Origin of the sequence: uncultured Salegentibacter sp. (genome assembly GCF_963972535.1) — a bacterium.
Lineage (GTDB): Bacteria > Bacteroidota > Bacteroidia > Flavobacteriales > Flavobacteriaceae > Salegentibacter.
The window spans coordinates 1-15,595 of sequence record NZ_CAXAVR010000061.1 but is presented as its reverse complement, the minus strand read 5'-3'; the positions used below and the strand labels follow the sequence as shown (position 1 = coordinate 15,595).

The 15,595-nt window shown below is 35.9% G+C and carries 17 protein-coding genes; 10 read left to right on the top strand and 7 right to left on the bottom strand.

Annotated elements, in window-relative coordinates; genetic code table 11:
* The 3 genes from AACZ30_RS08785 to AACZ30_RS08775 all read right to left on the bottom strand — a co-directional run.
* On the bottom strand, positions 1–284 hold a 284-nt coding region (locus AACZ30_RS08785; protein ID WP_339648882.1), incomplete at its 3' end, for a CCC motif membrane protein.
* A 10-nt stretch (positions 285–294) separates the two neighbouring features.
* Positions 295–576 (bottom strand): DUF2752 domain-containing protein, encoded by a 282-nt coding sequence (locus AACZ30_RS08780; protein WP_339648884.1) that lies wholly within the window; start codon positions 574–576, stop codon positions 295–297.
* A 14-nt stretch (positions 577–590) separates the two neighbouring features.
* Entirely contained in the window at positions 591–2,336 is a 1,746-nt protein-coding gene (locus AACZ30_RS08775) for a T9SS type A sorting domain-containing protein (protein ID WP_339648881.1), read from the bottom strand.
* A gap of 76 nt (positions 2,337–2,412) precedes the next feature.
* Here AACZ30_RS08775 and AACZ30_RS08770 point away from each other — a divergent pair, with 76 nt between their 5' ends.
* Complete coding sequence (locus tag AACZ30_RS08770; protein WP_075327137.1) at positions 2,413–2,610, top strand: hypothetical protein; 198 nt, start codon at positions 2,413–2,415, stop codon at positions 2,608–2,610.
* The gene (locus AACZ30_RS08765; protein WP_339648880.1) at positions 2,610–3,155 is read left to right on the top strand and encodes a Smr/MutS family protein; all 546 of its coding nucleotides are present in this window, start codon (positions 2,610–2,612) and stop codon (positions 3,153–3,155) included. The genes AACZ30_RS08770 and AACZ30_RS08765 overlap by 1 nt, the downstream gene beginning before the upstream one ends.
* Here the strand turns inward: AACZ30_RS08765 and AACZ30_RS08760 are convergent.
* Positions 3,152–4,210, bottom strand: a complete 1,059-nt coding sequence (locus AACZ30_RS08760; protein WP_339648879.1) for a hypothetical protein — start codon at positions 4,208–4,210, stop codon at positions 3,152–3,154. The two genes, AACZ30_RS08765 and AACZ30_RS08760, sit on opposite strands and share 4 nt — an antisense overlap.
* Positions 4,211–4,308: 98 nt before the next feature.
* Here AACZ30_RS08760 and AACZ30_RS08755 point away from each other — a divergent pair, with 98 nt between their 5' ends.
* The 3 genes from AACZ30_RS08755 to mtaB all read left to right on the top strand — a co-directional run bounded on the left by AACZ30_RS08755 (position 4,309) and on the right by mtaB (position 7,677).
* A complete protein-coding gene (locus AACZ30_RS08755) occupies positions 4,309–5,457 on the top strand; it encodes a cysteine desulfurase family protein (protein WP_339648878.1) in 1,149 nt (382 codons plus the stop codon).
* Positions 5,458–5,556: 99 nt separating this feature from the next.
* Positions 5,557–6,009 carry an OsmC family protein gene (locus AACZ30_RS08750; protein WP_339648877.1) on the top strand — a complete coding sequence of 151 codons (453 nt, stop codon included), beginning with the start codon at positions 5,557–5,559 and terminating at the stop codon, positions 6,007–6,009.
* A 336-nt stretch (positions 6,010–6,345) separates the two neighbouring features.
* On the top strand, positions 6,346–7,677 hold the full coding sequence (gene mtaB / locus AACZ30_RS08745; RefSeq protein ID WP_339648876.1) for a tRNA (N(6)-L-threonylcarbamoyladenosine(37)-C(2))-methylthiotransferase MtaB: 1,332 nt from the start codon (positions 6,346–6,348) through the stop codon (positions 7,675–7,677).
* Here mtaB and AACZ30_RS08740 read toward each other — a convergent pair.
* Positions 7,674–7,976: an N-acetyltransferase gene (locus tag AACZ30_RS08740; RefSeq protein ID WP_075327131.1), complete on the bottom strand. Its 303-nt coding sequence runs from the start codon at positions 7,974–7,976 to the stop codon at positions 7,674–7,676. The two genes, mtaB and AACZ30_RS08740, sit on opposite strands and share 4 nt — an antisense overlap.
* Before the next feature lie 361 nt (positions 7,977–8,337).
* Here AACZ30_RS08740 and AACZ30_RS08735 point away from each other — a divergent pair, with 361 nt between their 5' ends.
* Genes AACZ30_RS08735 through cls form a run of 3 tightly spaced genes read left to right on the top strand, consistent with a single transcriptional unit; the run spans position 8,338 to position 11,464 of the window.
* Positions 8,338–9,039: an alpha/beta hydrolase gene (locus tag AACZ30_RS08735; RefSeq protein WP_339648874.1), complete on the top strand. Its 702-nt coding sequence runs from the start codon at positions 8,338–8,340 to the stop codon at positions 9,037–9,039.
* 1 nt (position 9,040) lies between these two features.
* Positions 9,041–10,000 carry a lytic transglycosylase domain-containing protein gene (locus AACZ30_RS08730; RefSeq protein WP_339648871.1) on the top strand — a complete coding sequence of 320 codons (960 nt, stop codon included), beginning with the start codon at positions 9,041–9,043 and terminating at the stop codon, positions 9,998–10,000.
* Positions 10,001–11,464 carry a cardiolipin synthase gene (cls, locus tag AACZ30_RS08725; protein WP_339648870.1) on the top strand — a complete coding sequence of 488 codons (1,464 nt, stop codon included), beginning with the start codon at positions 10,001–10,003 and terminating at the stop codon, positions 11,462–11,464. It abuts the gene before it with no gap.
* On the opposite strand, the gene AACZ30_RS08720 is transcribed toward cls, so the two are convergent.
* Both AACZ30_RS08720 and AACZ30_RS08715 read right to left on the bottom strand, forming a co-directional pair.
* On the bottom strand, positions 11,465–12,178 hold the full coding sequence (locus tag AACZ30_RS08720; RefSeq protein ID WP_339648868.1) for a TlpA disulfide reductase family protein: 714 nt from the start codon (positions 12,176–12,178) through the stop codon (positions 11,465–11,467).
* Between the two features lie 140 nt (positions 12,179–12,318).
* Entirely contained in the window at positions 12,319–12,834 is a 516-nt protein-coding gene (locus AACZ30_RS08715; protein WP_075327125.1) for a hypothetical protein, read from the bottom strand.
* A 153-nt stretch (positions 12,835–12,987) separates the two neighbouring features.
* On the opposite strand from AACZ30_RS08715, the gene rpmH reads away from it, so the two are divergent.
* Positions 12,988–13,146 (top strand): 50S ribosomal protein L34, encoded by a 159-nt coding sequence (gene rpmH, locus AACZ30_RS08710; RefSeq protein WP_075327124.1) that lies wholly within the window; start codon positions 12,988–12,990, stop codon positions 13,144–13,146.
* A 112-nt stretch (positions 13,147–13,258) separates the two neighbouring features.
* Positions 13,259–15,595 (top strand): carbamoyl-phosphate synthase large subunit (gene carB, locus AACZ30_RS08705; protein ID WP_339648866.1); only part of this gene is annotated, 2,337 nt, incomplete at its 3' end.

Here is a 15,595-nt window from a genome sequence, read left to right as displayed (position 1 = left end):
ATCCCATCTACTCCGCCATACATAATAAACATTACAATAGTGCTTATTAAACTAATAGCGCTTAGGATAAGGCCAATAATAGCAAGAATTTTCCCGGTTTTTACGTTTTGGTACCCGGTGTATAGTTCAGGTTGTGCATTATAGATTTCGGTAGCCCTTTTTGCCATTACAAGTGCAATAATTCCGAAGATAATTCCCAGAATACCGTAACAGCAGCATCCTATAATTGAGAGAATACCGAAAATTAAAATTAAAGTTGAATTTGGTAATTGTTGTCTTTCCATAAAGATTGGTTTATTGGGTTAGGTGTATTAATTGATTCATTTTTATTAAATAGCTAATTAGCATTACCGCCCCGCTCAAAATAATTAGCCCGATTTTTATTTGAAAATCGTATCTAAATTTTACGAAGAGATTCAGGATGAGAAATGCAAGTAAAAATAAAATAGGATAGATAGCCGGAAACATTAAAAATGCCTGGGTAAATTCTGCTCTAAAAACAAGTAATAAAGCGCGTTGACCCCCGCAGCCAAAACAATCTACTCCAAAGAGGCTTTTGTTAAGACAGGGCAACATAAAATCTTCCATAATTAATTTTTAATGCTAATTTTTTTGGTGAATTCCATATTGTTAGAAGAAATTAATTTCAGGACATAAATTGCGTCCTGTAGTCCTGAAGTAGTCAGTGTATAATTTGCACTTCCGCCTGGTAATGTTTTATTATAAATCATTTGTCCGTTAAGGTCGTATAACAAAATTTGCTTTACATCGGTTTCCACCATTTTAATCTCCAACTGCGCTTCTATGTTATTTTGAACAATAAGAGCTTCAGGTATTAAAAAATCTAATTCTTCTACTGGTAATTCAGATTGCAAATTATCTTCTTTTTCCTCAATAAAACTAATAAAAAATCGATTACTATAGTTTCCTTTTGGTAAATCTATTGAAAATATATCTTTATTTAATCGAAAATTAGATTCTAACTCAGCATCAAAAATATACACATTTTCATTCTCAAATTGTCTAAAATCATCAAGTTGAAAGCGTAATGAAGCATTTTCTGTTAAATTAATTAGCAACGGAATTTTATCATTTTTTCTAAACGGCCTTACCTGTATATTATAATATGCTTCTTCAATATTCCATCCCACATCATTTTGCAAAACCCCATAGATCTTTGCGTCCATTGCCCAATCATAATCTTTAGAAGAATCTTCCCTAAAAGCTAAAAGTAGGGCACGGGTGTAGAGGCTATTTACTATTACATTGAGTTTTAAAAGCGGAATCTCACTTTTTTGCTGATTTTTAAACTCTGATGTTTGTGAATTTTCCTGTTGAAACCTTCTTTGCGAATTTTTAAAATGAATATAGCCGTCGTTTCTTCCGCTTAGCATAAAACCCTGTGCAATAGGAGAGTATTCGCGAGCAATTTCACTACCGCTTTCTCCCGAACTTCCTGTTTCTTCACCTGCACCGTTATAAGTTTTAAAAACTGCAGGCGCATAAGCATTTGCCCCAGGAGAGTAAGAACCATAACCACCTTCATAGTCTTTTAGGTTATGAGAATCACCATTATTTTTAGAATCCCAAAAATAAGCAATGCCTGTGCTGGCGGGATTTTCCATTAAAAAACTTTGTAAATGTAGGGCAGAGGGATAAGGATTGCCCACCAAAACTGCCTGGTCCTTATTTATTGAAACTTTTATCTCGCCATCATTGGGTAAACCTCTAAAATCGTACCGCTGGCTATTACCTGGATTGTTTTCAACTCCATTAACGAGTCTGGAGTCAGTGCCATTTACACCTTTCATAGTAAAGCCTTCTCCCGGCGCAACATCAAAATAATCACCTACATATTGCCAATCATTATATTCATTACCAGAATATTTATAGATCCAGCGGCGAGAAATTCTTAAAGGGTGGGAAGTGCCTTCTAAACTTCCTGTAATATGAACCGGAGTACTATTGGTTTTGTTCTTAGGTTGAAAAATTACAGCACCAAATTGGTTTTGGCTAATATTATCTTTTACCGGCAATGCCCAGTAATTATAATCAAAAGCATTAGAAGTGCCTTCCTGGAAAACCGAGAGTAAGCCATTCCCATAATTGAGATTTGTACTTTTTTCTCCCTGTAATAATTGCGATTCTTTTCTAAGGTAAATGCTTGCTTCAGTTTCTGGATTGTTGTTTTTTTCTAAATTGATATTGTCTTCAACATACAAAAAACGATCGCTAAGATAAATATAGGAATCTCCGTAAGTAGAAGGTGAAATGTGTAATTGAGCATTTCCGTAGTAAAAAGAGAAAATAAAAGCTAAGAAGTATATTTGCCTCATAATTCCTGTAACTTTGCAGAAAATACAAGAACCGTTATTTTAAACATTTTACAAATAAGGGATAACAGGTAAAAAAATGAATAATTCTCAAGTAATAAATACAATTTTAATCGTAGTAGGTGGCGCACTTTTAATTTATGCAATTGCAGCTGAAGGTGCTCACGCTTACTTTAAGATCATTGGTTTAGTCACTATTATGCTAGGTCTTTATCGTGCAACAAATTTTTGGGTAGAGACAAAAGACGATCATAAAGAAGACGAAAATAACGAGTAATGGAGCTGAAAAAAGGAGATAAAGTGGCGGTTTTAGATGATGTGCTGGAAGGTTATGTATTAAAAACTGAAGCCGATACTGTTTATATTGAAACTACCGATGGTTTTGAAATGGAATTTTCTGCAGCGGAATTAGTGAAAATTGAAACCCCAATTGAAGCTTTATCTGATGATGTTGATTTTGAAAAGGTTTTAGCTGAAAAAAAGTTACCTCCAAAACCCAAATCACAACGCATAAAGCCGAAAGAAAGAAACCTGCCTCCAATGGAAGTAGATTTGCATATTGAAAAACTTACCACTTCTTCCCGCGGAATGAATAATTACGATATGCTGAACCTACAATTAGAAACTGCAAAACGGCAAATAGAATTCGCAATGAGAAAACGAATTCAGAAAATTGTGTTTATTCACGGGGTAGGCGAGGGAGTCTTAAAAGCCGAATTGGATTTTTTACTGGGCCGATACGACAACCTTAAATTTTACGATGCCGATTACCAAAAATATGGTCTCGGTGCTACAGAAGTCTATTTCTTTCAGAATGTTTAATCTTCTGTATTAGTTTCTTCTTCACCATTTTCGTTATCACTTTCTCCCTCTTCATTTTCCTGTTGAAGGTTAGTAAATTGCTGAAAAGGAATTCTTGTAACATCCAGTCTTCCCAGGATATAAGAATCAAATCGAATGTCTTCGCCGCTTCCATCCTGTCTAATTAAATTAAAATTTTTAATCTCAATGGTAGATCTATAACTTCTTGTAATATGATGATCTAACTGAAGATCGTGTTCAAAATTAGGATCAAAAATATTTTCATTTAAATAATTTGGAAATCCATCTACTTCAGCCGTATTTATAGGACTTAGAAAGGCATCGTTATTTTCGTCAATAGCTCTTTGTACATCCTCGGGATCAATTTCGTGGCGGGTTAAAACTTCATCATTATCATCATCGGGATCAAGATAATTGGGTATTCCATCTACATCTGTATCTAAATAACCTTCTTCTGTAGCATCATCATCGGGGCCGGCAACTCTTTCAATGGCTGTTGGCACATTATCATTATCATCATCAATATCTAAATAATCTGGGATACCATCACCATCAGTATCCAGATGGTCACCGTTGGGATCATATCCTTCTTCGCCATTGGGTACGCCATCCCCATCGGCGTCGGCATCGAGGCTAATATCATTAAACCTGGTTCTAATTACCACAACCCCGCCGGCAGAAACATATTCTTCTAATACCCGTGGAGATCCTGGTGGCACTCCCTTGCAAAAATATTCCCCTCCGGTAATCTCACTGTCATAAATTCTGTAGACTAATCGGTTATTTTCTCCCGAAAGGTTAATCTCTAAATCCTCGCTAATATCTAAAGTTAATATTGTTTGTGTAAGTGTGTCTCTTAACCTGTTGTCATCCAATTCCAAAGACATAGATTCATAAACATCTTCATTATTAACTGCCCAAAGCACTTTTTTACCATCAATTTTACATAAAGTTAGATCACTGTTCTCTAAATCGAAACTGGTCACGGTAATATCCCCGTCGTCACAGGAATAAAGGGCAAAAGAGAAAAATAAAGCTGCAAGAATCTTTTTCATAGTATGGTAATATATTCAAAGTGAAACAAAAATAGCGGAATTCAGGATTTTTAGGGCAGGTTCTTTTAAATAATTTTATTTCGTTTAATTTTGCGGCAATGAAAAATGTATATCTTGATTCTGCCGCGACCACGCAAATGCGTGATGAAGTAATTGACCGAATGACCTCTGTGATGAAAGAGGTTTATGGTAATCCTTCTTCTACCCATTCTTTTGGAAGATCTGCTAAATCTTTAATAGAGCAGGCGCGTAAAACCGTTGCCGGTTATTTAAATGTAAAAGCTTCAGAAATAATTTTCACTTCTGGTGGTACTGAAGCCGATAACCTGGCTTTAAATTCCGCGGTTCGTGATCTTGGAGTTAAGCGAATAATCACTTCCAAAATTGAACACCACGCGGTTTTGTATACCGTAGAGCAGCTTCAGGATTGTTTTGATGTAGAGGTAGTTTATGTTGATTTAGATTCCTGCGGAAATATTGATGTAGCACAATTAGAAAAATTACTAAATGCTTCAGATAAAAAGACGCTAGTTACCCTGATGCACGTAAATAACGAGATTGGGAATAAACTGGATATTAAAAAAGTCGGGGAATTGTGTAAAAAACATCACGCCTTATTTCATTCAGATTGTGTACAATCGGTGGGACATTATGATCTTGATTTTAGTGAAATTCTGGTAGATTTTACCGCGGTAAGCGCTCATAAATTTCACGGCCCAAAAGGTGTGGGATTTGCTTTTATTAGAAAAAACAGCGGATTAAAACCACTTATTTTTGGAGGAGAGCAGGAGCGTGGCCATCGTGCCGGTACAGAAGGGGTTCATAATATTGTAGGCCTGGAAGAAGCTTTAAAACTATCTTTAGATAATTTAGCCGAAGAAAAAGCCTATATAAGTTATCTAAAAGCTCATTTTATCTCAAAATTAAAAGCCGAAATTCCCGGGGTGAAATTCAACGGTGATTGTGACGATTCTACAAAAAGTACCTATACTTTGGTAAATGTATGTTTACCTGTCCCGGCCGATAAAGCTTTAATGTTATTATTTCAATTAGATTTAAAAGGAATTGCCTGTTCTAAAGGTAGTGCCTGCCAAAGTGGAAGTGATAAAGGTTCTCATGTGCTAAATGCATTTTTAGAAGAAGAAGACCTTAAAAAACCATCGGTACGGTTTTCATTTTCGAGATTTAATACCAGGGAAGAGTTGGATTATGTGGTAAATACGCTTAAAGAATTTATTGAATCTTAAAGTTTTTCCTGAAGCTGACCTGAATCATATTTTTTAGTTTTTAATCGCTGTTTCTTTGCAAAGAAAATACCCCATTTGGGTTTAAAAAAATATAAAGTTATGGCTGAAAAACACGAATACCAGGTAGATCTTACCTGGTTAGAAGACCGAAAAGGAGAAGTTAGCTCTCCCGCATTAACCGATACTATTGAAACAGCAACCCCGCCAGATTTTCCAAAAGGAATGCCCAACATTTGGTCTCCTGAACATTTTCTAGTTGCCGCGGTAGAAAGTTGTTTGATGACAACCTTCCTGGCTATTGCTGAAAATTCTAAACTGGAGTTTATCTCTTTTAAATCTAAAGCAATTGGAAAACTGGATAAAGTTGAAGGTAAATTTCAAATGACTGAAATTATACTAAAACCGGTTTTGGAAATTTCCGATGAAAATAATGCTGAAAGAGCAAAACGCATCATAGAAAAAAGTGAAAAAGCCTGTTTGATCTCCAATTCTATAAAAAGTAAAATTATACTGGAAGCTGAGGTTGTAATTGCTTCGGTTGAGAAAGTTTAATCATTTCTCTTCTTATATAATATTTAATTCGTCAATGCGAGCGAGGCACGAGCGCGGCAATCTTTTGTTTGAAATGTTTATTGATCACGTCATCCTGAACCTGTTTCAGATCTAGTTTATTTATACCCGGAATGACGTTTGAATGCGGTTTTCAAGCACAGATTGCCACGTCGGCTATCGCCTCCTCGCAATGACGACTTAACCACAAACAGAAAACCGACAACTGATAACTCACAACTGAGAACCGAAATCAAAACAATGTTTTCCTAAAACAATAATTGTTGGTATCTTTGCAGCCCTAAAAATCGTTTAACTTCTACAGAAACAGGCAGGTGTATGAATACTAAGAAGGTCGCATTTTATACCTTGGGTTGTAAACTCAATTTTTCAGAAACTTCTACCATTGCAAGATCTTTTAAAGATGAAGGTTTTAAGCGTGTGGAATTCAATGAAGAAGCTGATATCTATGTGATCAATACCTGTTCGGTTACCGAGAATGCCGATAAACGCTTTAAAACCATCGTAAAACAAGCACAAAAAGTGAATGAAGATGCGTTTGTAATTGCCGTGGGTTGCTATGCACAATTGAAACCGGAAGAACTTGCCGATGTAGATGGCGTAGATTTAGTGCTTGGAGCAACTGAAAAATTCAAAATCACCGATTATCTTAACGATCTTTCTAAAAATGAAATGGGTGAAGTTCACTCTTGCGAAATTGACGAAGCCGATTTTTATGTAGGTGCTTATTCGATTGGAGATAGGACTCGTGCATTTTTAAAAGTTCAGGATGGTTGTGATTATAAATGTACTTATTGTACTATTCCGTTAGCGCGTGGAATTTCCCGAAGCGATAAACTGGAAAATGTTTTAACCAATGCCGCTGAAATTTCTGCAAAAGGAATTAAAGAAATTGTGCTAACCGGAGTGAATATTGGGGATTACGGAAAAGGAGAATTTGGCAATAAAAAGCACGAACATACTTTTCTTGACCTTGTAAAAGCTTTAGATGAGGTAGATGGAATTGAACGTTTAAGAATCTCTTCTATTGAGCCTAATTTATTGAAAAACGAGACCATAGATTTTGTTGCCGATAGTAATACGTTTGTGCCTCATTTTCATATTCCATTACAAAGCGGAAGTGACGATTTGCTTAAATTGATGAAGCGTCGTTATATGAGTTCGCTTTATAGCGATAGAGTGGCGCAAATTAAGCGAGTAATGCCCAATGCCTGTATTGGTGTTGATGTTATTGTTGGCTTTCCCGGCGAAACCGAAAAACGCTTCCTGGAAACTTATAATTATTTGAATGAATTAGATATTTCTTACCTGCACGTTTTTACTTATTCTGAGCGTGATAATACTCCTGCAGCAGAAATGGAAGGTGTGGTTCCTACCAAAGTGAGAAAGAAACGAAGCAAAATGCTACGCGGGCTTTCGGCTAAAAAGAGACGGGCGTTTTATGAAAGTCAGTTAGGAAATACAAGTACTGTACTTTTTGAAGGGGAGAATAAAGAAGGATACATTCACGGTTTTACAGAGAACTATGTAAAGGTAAAAGCACCCTGGGATCCCGCATTGGTAAATACACTTCATCAAATAGAACTGACTTCTATTGACGAAGATGGATTGGTTAGGTTTGAATTTGCTTCAGAAAAAGTAGCGGTTTAAATATTAATTCCTACCGGTAAAAGGTCTTTATACTTTCTCCTGTTCTTACGCATAAATTTAGCAACATCTGGACTGGTGGGCATTACGCGCGTATTTCGTTCTTTAATTTCTTCTAAAACAGCTTCAATAAAAATATCCATATAGCCTTCTTCTTTAAGAGTTTCAGGCATAAATACTTTTGTTAAAAATATTTTTCGTTCCTGCTGGGCGTACTCTATGGTAGCAAGTTGTTGATTTATAGTAGTTTCAAACTGTCTTAAAAATTCATTATCGGTAATTATAATTTCTTCGGCATTCATCATTTCTCTTTTTTGTTATTAACCATTAAGCCAGCCAATTTAATCGCATAAATCGGCAATAATTAGTTGTAAAAATTTTCTTTGGATGGTTATTGTAAAGGTAGGAAAATAAAGCCTTTAAAGCTGAATTATTAGCAGCAAACAATAAAATTATAGGCTTTGTAAAATTCTCCATTAATTTTAATCTTTCAATTGTGAAAGCCAAATAAATAGCAGTAATTTTGGAGTGCAAACTACCCCGGGACAAGCTCCTGGAGTATTTTATGAAATATTAGAATTAAAAATTGAAAATATTTCAAAATTCACTTCTTAGGTAAATTTACGGCATTAGCTCAATGTTAAGTGTTATATACTTGTTAAAATGACTGAAGAAAACCAGTTGATTCACGTTTATTTTATGCCCGGTATGGCTGCTAATTCTTCCATATTTGAATTTATAAAACTTCCAGAAGACCGTTTTAAAATGCATTTTTTAGAGTGGATGATTCCTAAAAAGAATGAAAGTTTAAAAAATTATGCCACCCGTATGAATAAATACATAGAACATGATCATGCGGTCTTAATAGGGGTTTCTTTTGGCGGGATTATTGTGCAGGAAATGGCAAAGAGCCTTAATCTTAAAAGGCTTATTATAATTTCTAGTGTAAAATGTAGAGAAGAATTGCCAAGGCGTATGCGATACGCCGCCAGCACAGGTTTATTTAAACTTATACCTACAAGTTTGTTAGATTATGTAGATCATTTTGAAAAGATTGCCGTAGGAGATTTTATTAAAAAAAGGGCGAAACTTTACCGGCAATATCTTTCGGTTAGGAATCAGCGTTATTTAGACTGGGCTATAGAAAATATGGTTTTATGGAATTGTGCCAAAGCCCAAAAAGGCATTGTGCATATTCACGGTGATAAAGACGAGATTTTTCCTATAAAATATATTCCAGAATGTATTACCGTAAAAGGTGGGACTCATATAATGATTTTGAATCGTTATCGTTGGTTTAATAAGTATCTTCCTGAAATAATACTTTCAGGAAAAATTAAAGAGAAAAATAAAAAATTGAATTAATATGAAAATTTTAAAATCTGCATTAGTTATAGTGGGACTTTTCACTATTGTGTTTGTAAGTATACAAGCTGCTCAACAGTCTCCAGATTCTAACAACGAGACTACAGCTGAATCTTCTGTAGCCAATCAAAAAGAGCGTCCGGTAAAAGATTATAATATCTATGCGCTCCCAATGCCTGAAAATATAAACTTTGCAGGAGAAGAGGTGCCAATTGATGATCCAGATATTTACGAAAGAATGGACAGGGAATTGCTGGTAAATACCTACTGGCAGTCTAATGCCTTGCTTTTAATAAAGCGAGCCAATCAATTTTTTCCAATTATTGAACCTATTCTGAAGGAAGAAGGTGTGCCAGACGATTTTAAATACCTGGCTGTAATTGAAAGCGGATTAACACAGGCAGTTTCTCCTGCAGGTGCCAAAGGATTTTGGCAAATTATGGAAGGTACCGGGAAAGATTACGGTTTAGAGATAAATGGAAATGTAGACGAACGCTACCATATTGAAAAATCTACCCGTGTTGCAGCCGATTATCTAAAGAAATCTAAAGAAAAATTTGGTAGCTGGACAATGGCGGCTGCCGCTTATAACGCCGGGAATAGAGGCGTTGAAAGACAGTTAGAACGTCAAAAAGTAGATGATTATTACGAATTATTGCTCGGGGAAGAAACCGGAAGATATATGTTTAGAATTCTTGCTATAAAAGAGATTTTAAGCAATCCTGAACAATACGGCTTCAATTTTGAAGAAAAACATCTTTACAAACATATTCCAACCAAAACGGTTAAAGTTGATACCGTGGTAAAAGATTTCGCCGAATTTGCGCATCATTTTGATATTAATTATAAGATCTTAAAAATCCATAATCCCTGGCTTAGAGAAGCACATTTAAATAATGCATCCAGAAAGGAATACGAGATTAAGATCCCTGCAGAGAAAACTTACACCGCGGTAAAGTAAATGAATGCTTTCCTGGATAATTTTTGGTGGGTACTTCTAACTATCAATTTTATAATCGTTTTTATAACGGCCGGTTATGAATTAATGCATTTTAGGGAACCGGTAAAAAGTATTTCGCTCATTTTTGCACTTTTTGTACTGCCGGTTATAGGCCTGTTGGTCTATTACTTTTTTGCCCAGGAATTTAGGAAAAGCAAGTTATTTAACCGTAAAAAACTGTACGACCAGAAGATTATTAAGCATTGGGAAGATAAGCTAATGCTAAATAAAAAAGATCTGGTTAATTTAAACCAGGAGTGTGTTAATCAAAAGATCAAGCTTGTCCACTTACTGCAAAATAATCAAAAGAAACCGGTTACTTTTTTAAATAAAGTCCGTGTCCTTATAAATGGCGAAAATAAGTTCTCAGCCTTATTTGAAGATATTAAGAAATCCCAGGATCATATTCATATAGAATATTACATTTTTAATAGCGGTAGAATAGGAAACCGCCTTATTTTATTGCTATGTGAAAAGGCTGAGGAAGGGGTGAAAGTACGGGTTAGTTACGATTACGTAGCGAGTAGACTTTCTTCAAAAGCGGTTAAAAAAATGAAATCTTGCGGAATTGAAATTTATCCGTTTATGCCGGTTTGGTTTCCCAATTTAACCCGAAAATTAAATTATCGCAATCATCGAAAAATGGCGATTATAGACGGGAATATTGGGTTTATTGGAGGAATTAATATATGTGATGAATATGTGAATTTTGAAGAAAACCCGCAAGAAAAAATGTTCTGGCGAGATACCCACCTTAGAATTGAAGGTCATGCCGTAAAATCTTTGCAGGCTCAATTTTTACTGAATTTTAATTTTATTAGTGGAAAAGAACTTAAAATTAAAGATAGTTTTTTTCCGAAGATAGATTTAACCGAAAATACTGCGGTTCAAATTGCCGCCAGTGGCCCCGACACCGATTGGCAAAATATTATGGAAGCCATTCTAACCGCAATAAATACTGCTGATAAATATATTTATATAACCACACCTTATTTTATTCCAAACAATCAAATTCTTACCGCCTTGTGTATGGCAAGTAGAATAGGAGTGGAAGTTAAAATTATTATTCCTGAAAAAGGAGATTCGGTGATTGCACGTTATGCCACCAATTCTTATATAGAAAAATTACTGGAATCTGGGGTTCAGGTTTTTCATTATCATAAAGGGATGGTCCACGCTAAGACTATGGTAGTAGACGGTGTACTAACCAGTATTGGTTCCTGTAATCTTGATAATCGCAGTTTTGATATTAACTTTGAGATTAATGCATTTTTATACGATAAGGAAGTGGCTGGAGAAATGACTGAGGTTTATAATAATGACCTTAAAGAAACCACCGAGCTAACTATAAATGAATGGATGCAACGCCCGGCTTTAGAAAAAATAAGAGAAGCCCTGGCCAGGCTGTGGGCTCCATTGCTTTAATTATTCCGGTGTAATGGCGCTCCAATTTATTTCTTCCCGCTTTTCTGAATTTCCAATAAGATTATTTGTAATCGCCGAATTAATTGCTTCGTAATTAAGTTCAAAAGATTCTTCTTTAGATAAGTTATAAGGATGAAAAATACTTCTTTTAATATCCCTAATTTCCCGGTCACCGCCAATTAAATAGCAGGTTGGTAAACCTAAAGAATGTTTCAGGTATTCTACCACAAAAGCGTGGTTGTTCCTGGTTTCATCTACATATAATACATTTATATGTGAATTAAATTGTTTGGAAAGTTTTTTGGCCGTTTCTTTTTTGTCCCAAAACACAATTACAAAATCAATTTTATCCCGGTATTTATCGGCTAGTTCATTAAGTGCCGGAATTTCGCCTTTCCCCGGAATACACCAGGAAGCATAGGTTAATAAATAAACGGGCTTTTTATAATCGTATAGCGCAACTTTTTTCCCTTTGAGATTTAGAAATTTAAAATTATCTATATATGTTCCCTGCAGTTTAGTGGTAACAAAGTTTTCAAATAACCGGTCGGCTTCTTCAAACCGCCTGTATCTATAAGCCGCTTTTGCTTCCTTATTATATTCAGGTAAGTGCATAACAAGTGCATCAGAGAAATAAAGCTTGTCGCTTTTCTCTGTTTGAGCCTGTATATTTAAGCTTAAAATTATAAAAAAGAGGAGTAAAAGTCTCTTCATGCACTTTGTTCTGTTTAGTTAAAAACAAAGATACTTCGGAAGAAACTATTGCTGAAATATTATCGCTGAAGGGTCAATATTTTGGCCAAAAGTTGCGAAAAAATTAATGAAAGCTGAAATTAACTAAATTTATGTAAAAATTAGATTTTCTTCATTTGCTGCTTCATCATCTTAATCTGGTCTTTAAGCATTCCGTGCTTATCCAGTTTTTTAGCTTCAGCAAGTAAATTGGTAGCTTCTCTTTTTCGGCGTTTTGTCATTGCAATTCCCGCCAGGTTCAATTTTGCCATAGCCAGGTCCTGATCCATAGCCAGGCCTAATTTAATAGCGCGTTTAAAGAATTTTTCGGCTTGTGTAATATTGGTTTGAGAAACCATTAGCCCGTGTAGATACCAATAATAACCCTGTTGTTTTTGGGTAAGCGCAGTTTCTGGATTTTTAATTTTATCTAACCACTTTTTTGCGCCGGGAAAATCTTGTTTTCTAAGTCGCAAGAAAGCAAGCAATATCATTTCATTTTTAAAATACAGGAATATAAATATTAAGGAAAGTAGAATGTACATAATACCATTTCCAATGTTTCCTTCTATAAACTGCCAAATGGCAAGACCTATTACAGCTCCTGCTAAAACTAATTTGATATTCTTATTAAACATAAATGCTTTTATTTTGGAAGCGGCAAAGGTAAGAAAAACAATTAAAAATAATTTAAATTACCTCTTGTAATAGTTAAAAAGCTTTGTATATTTGCACGCAGTTTTACAGAGAGCTAAAAAAACGATTATTCAGAAGATTTAAAGATATTTAAAATGAAAAGAACGTTTCAACCATCCAAGAGAAAAAGAAAGAACAAGCACGGTTTTCGAGAAAGAATGGCTAGTGCAAACGGAAGAAAAGTCCTCGCCAGAAGAAGGGCTAAAGGAAGAAAGAAAATATCTGTCTCTTCTGAAAACAGACATAAGCACTAATGAGAATTAGGATTTAAAATATTTAAAGGTGTTACTTTTTTTAGTAACGCCTTTTTTTATATCCAATCGCTTCCTTACTTTTATGTTTCATATGCTACAATCCTGATAAAAAATGCCCAAAAACAACAACCTTAAAAGTATCCTTATTATTGGCTCCGGACCTATTATTATAGGCCAGGCCTGCGAATTTGATTATGCCGGAACACAGTCTTTACGCTCGTTGCGTGAAGATGGGATAGAGACTATCCTGCTTAACTCCAATCCGGCTACAATTATGACAGATCCGTCTATGGCAGATCACGTCTATCTAAAACCTTTAACTACAAAGTCTATTGTAGAAATTCTTAAAAAGCATCCCAATATAGATGCAGTTCTACCAACAATGGGTGGCCAAACTGCTTTAAACCTCTGTATTGAAGCCGATGAAAAAGGAATTTGGGAAGATTTTGGAATAAAATTAATTGGGGTAGATATTGACGCCATTAATATTACCGAAGATCGCGAAAAGTTTAAACAGCTTATGGGGAGGATTGGAATTCCAGTAGCCCCGGCAAAAACGGTGACCTCTTATCTTCAGGGAAAAGAAGTTGCGCAAGAGTTTGGTTTTCCTTTAGTGATTCGTGCCTCTTTTACTTTAGGTGGAAGTGGAGCTTCGTTTGTACACGGTCCAGATGAGTTTCATGAAAAACTTACACACGGCCTGGAAGCTTCGCCAATTCACGAGGTGCTAATAGATAAAGCACTTTTAGGTTGGAAGGAATATGAATTAGAACTGCTAAGAGACAAGAACGATAATGTGGTAATTATTTGTTCTATAGAAAATATGGATCCAATGGGGATCCACACCGGAGATTCTATCACGGTAGCTCCCGCAATGACATTAAGCGATACCGCTTACCAGCGTATGCGTGATATGGCAATTAAAATGATGCGTAACATTGGCGATTTTGCCGGTGGATGTAACGTACAATTTGCGGTGAGTCCAGACGAAAAGGAAGATATTATTGCAATAGAAATAAACCCAAGGGTTTCCAGGTCTTCGGCTTTGGCTTCTAAAGCAACCGGGTATCCCATAGCGAAAATTGCAACAAAACTGGCAATAGGGTATAACTTAGATGAACTGGAAAACCAGATTACTAAATCTACATCAGCTTTATTTGAGCCTACTTTAGATTATGTGATCGTGAAAATCCCGCGCTGGAATTTCGATAAATTTGAGGGCGCAGACCGCACCTTAGGACTTCAAATGAAGTCTGTGGGAGAAGTTATGGGAATTGGCCGTTCTTTCCAGGAGGCCTTACATAAAGCCACACAATCACTTGAGATTAAAAGAAACGGACTTGGAGCTGACGGAAAAAGCTACACCAAGTACGACGAAATTATAGAAAAACTTACTTACGCTAGTTGGGATCGTGTTTTTGTGATCTATGATGCAATACAGGCGGGAATTCCGTTAAGCCGCATTCACGAGATCACTAAAATAGATATGTGGTTCTTGCGTCAATACGAAGAGCTTTATGCTTTAGATGTAGAGATCTCTAAGTATGATAAAGAATCTCTACCAAAAGATCTTTTGCTGGAAGCGAAACAAAAAGGTTTTGCCGATAGGCAAATAGCACATATGCTGGATTGTCTGGAAAGTGAAGTTTATAATAAACGGGTAGATCTGGGAATAAATAGGGTTTATAAACTTGTAGATACCTGTGCGGCCGAATTTAAAGCTGAAACACCTTATTACTATTCCACTTTTGAAGCCGAAATTGAAACTCCCGATGGTAAACGTTATGTAGATAACGAAAGTAAGGTGAGCGAGAAGAAAAAGATTGTAGTTCTTGGTTCCGGTCCCAACCGAATAGGACAGGGGATTGAATTTGACTACAGTTGTGTACACGGTGTTCTTGCCGCTTCAGAATGCGGTTACGAAACTATAATGATAAACTGTAACCCTGAGACGGTTTCTACCGATTTTGATATTGCCGATAAACTTTATTTTGAACCGGTTTTCTGGGAACATATTTATGATATTATTCGTCACGAAAAACCAGAAGGAGTGATCGTTCAGCTTGGTGGACAGACTGCACTGAAATTAGCTGAAAAACTGGATCGCTACGGAATTAAAATTATGGGAACCAGCTTTGAAGCTTTAGATCTTGCTGAAGATCGCGGAAGCTTCTCAAAGTTGCTTCAGGCTAACGATATTCCTTACCCTGAATTTGGAACCGCTGAAACTGCTGAAGAAGCCCTGGCATTAGCCGATGAACTTGATTTCCCAATCCTGGTTAGACCTTCATACGTATTAGGTGGGCAGGGGATGAAGATCGTGATCAATAAGGACGAACTAGAAGAAACAGTAGTAGATTTACTTCGAAAAATCCCGAATAATAAATTGTTACTGGATCATTATTTAGATGGTGCTATAGAAGCTGAAGCAGATGCAATTTGTGACGGG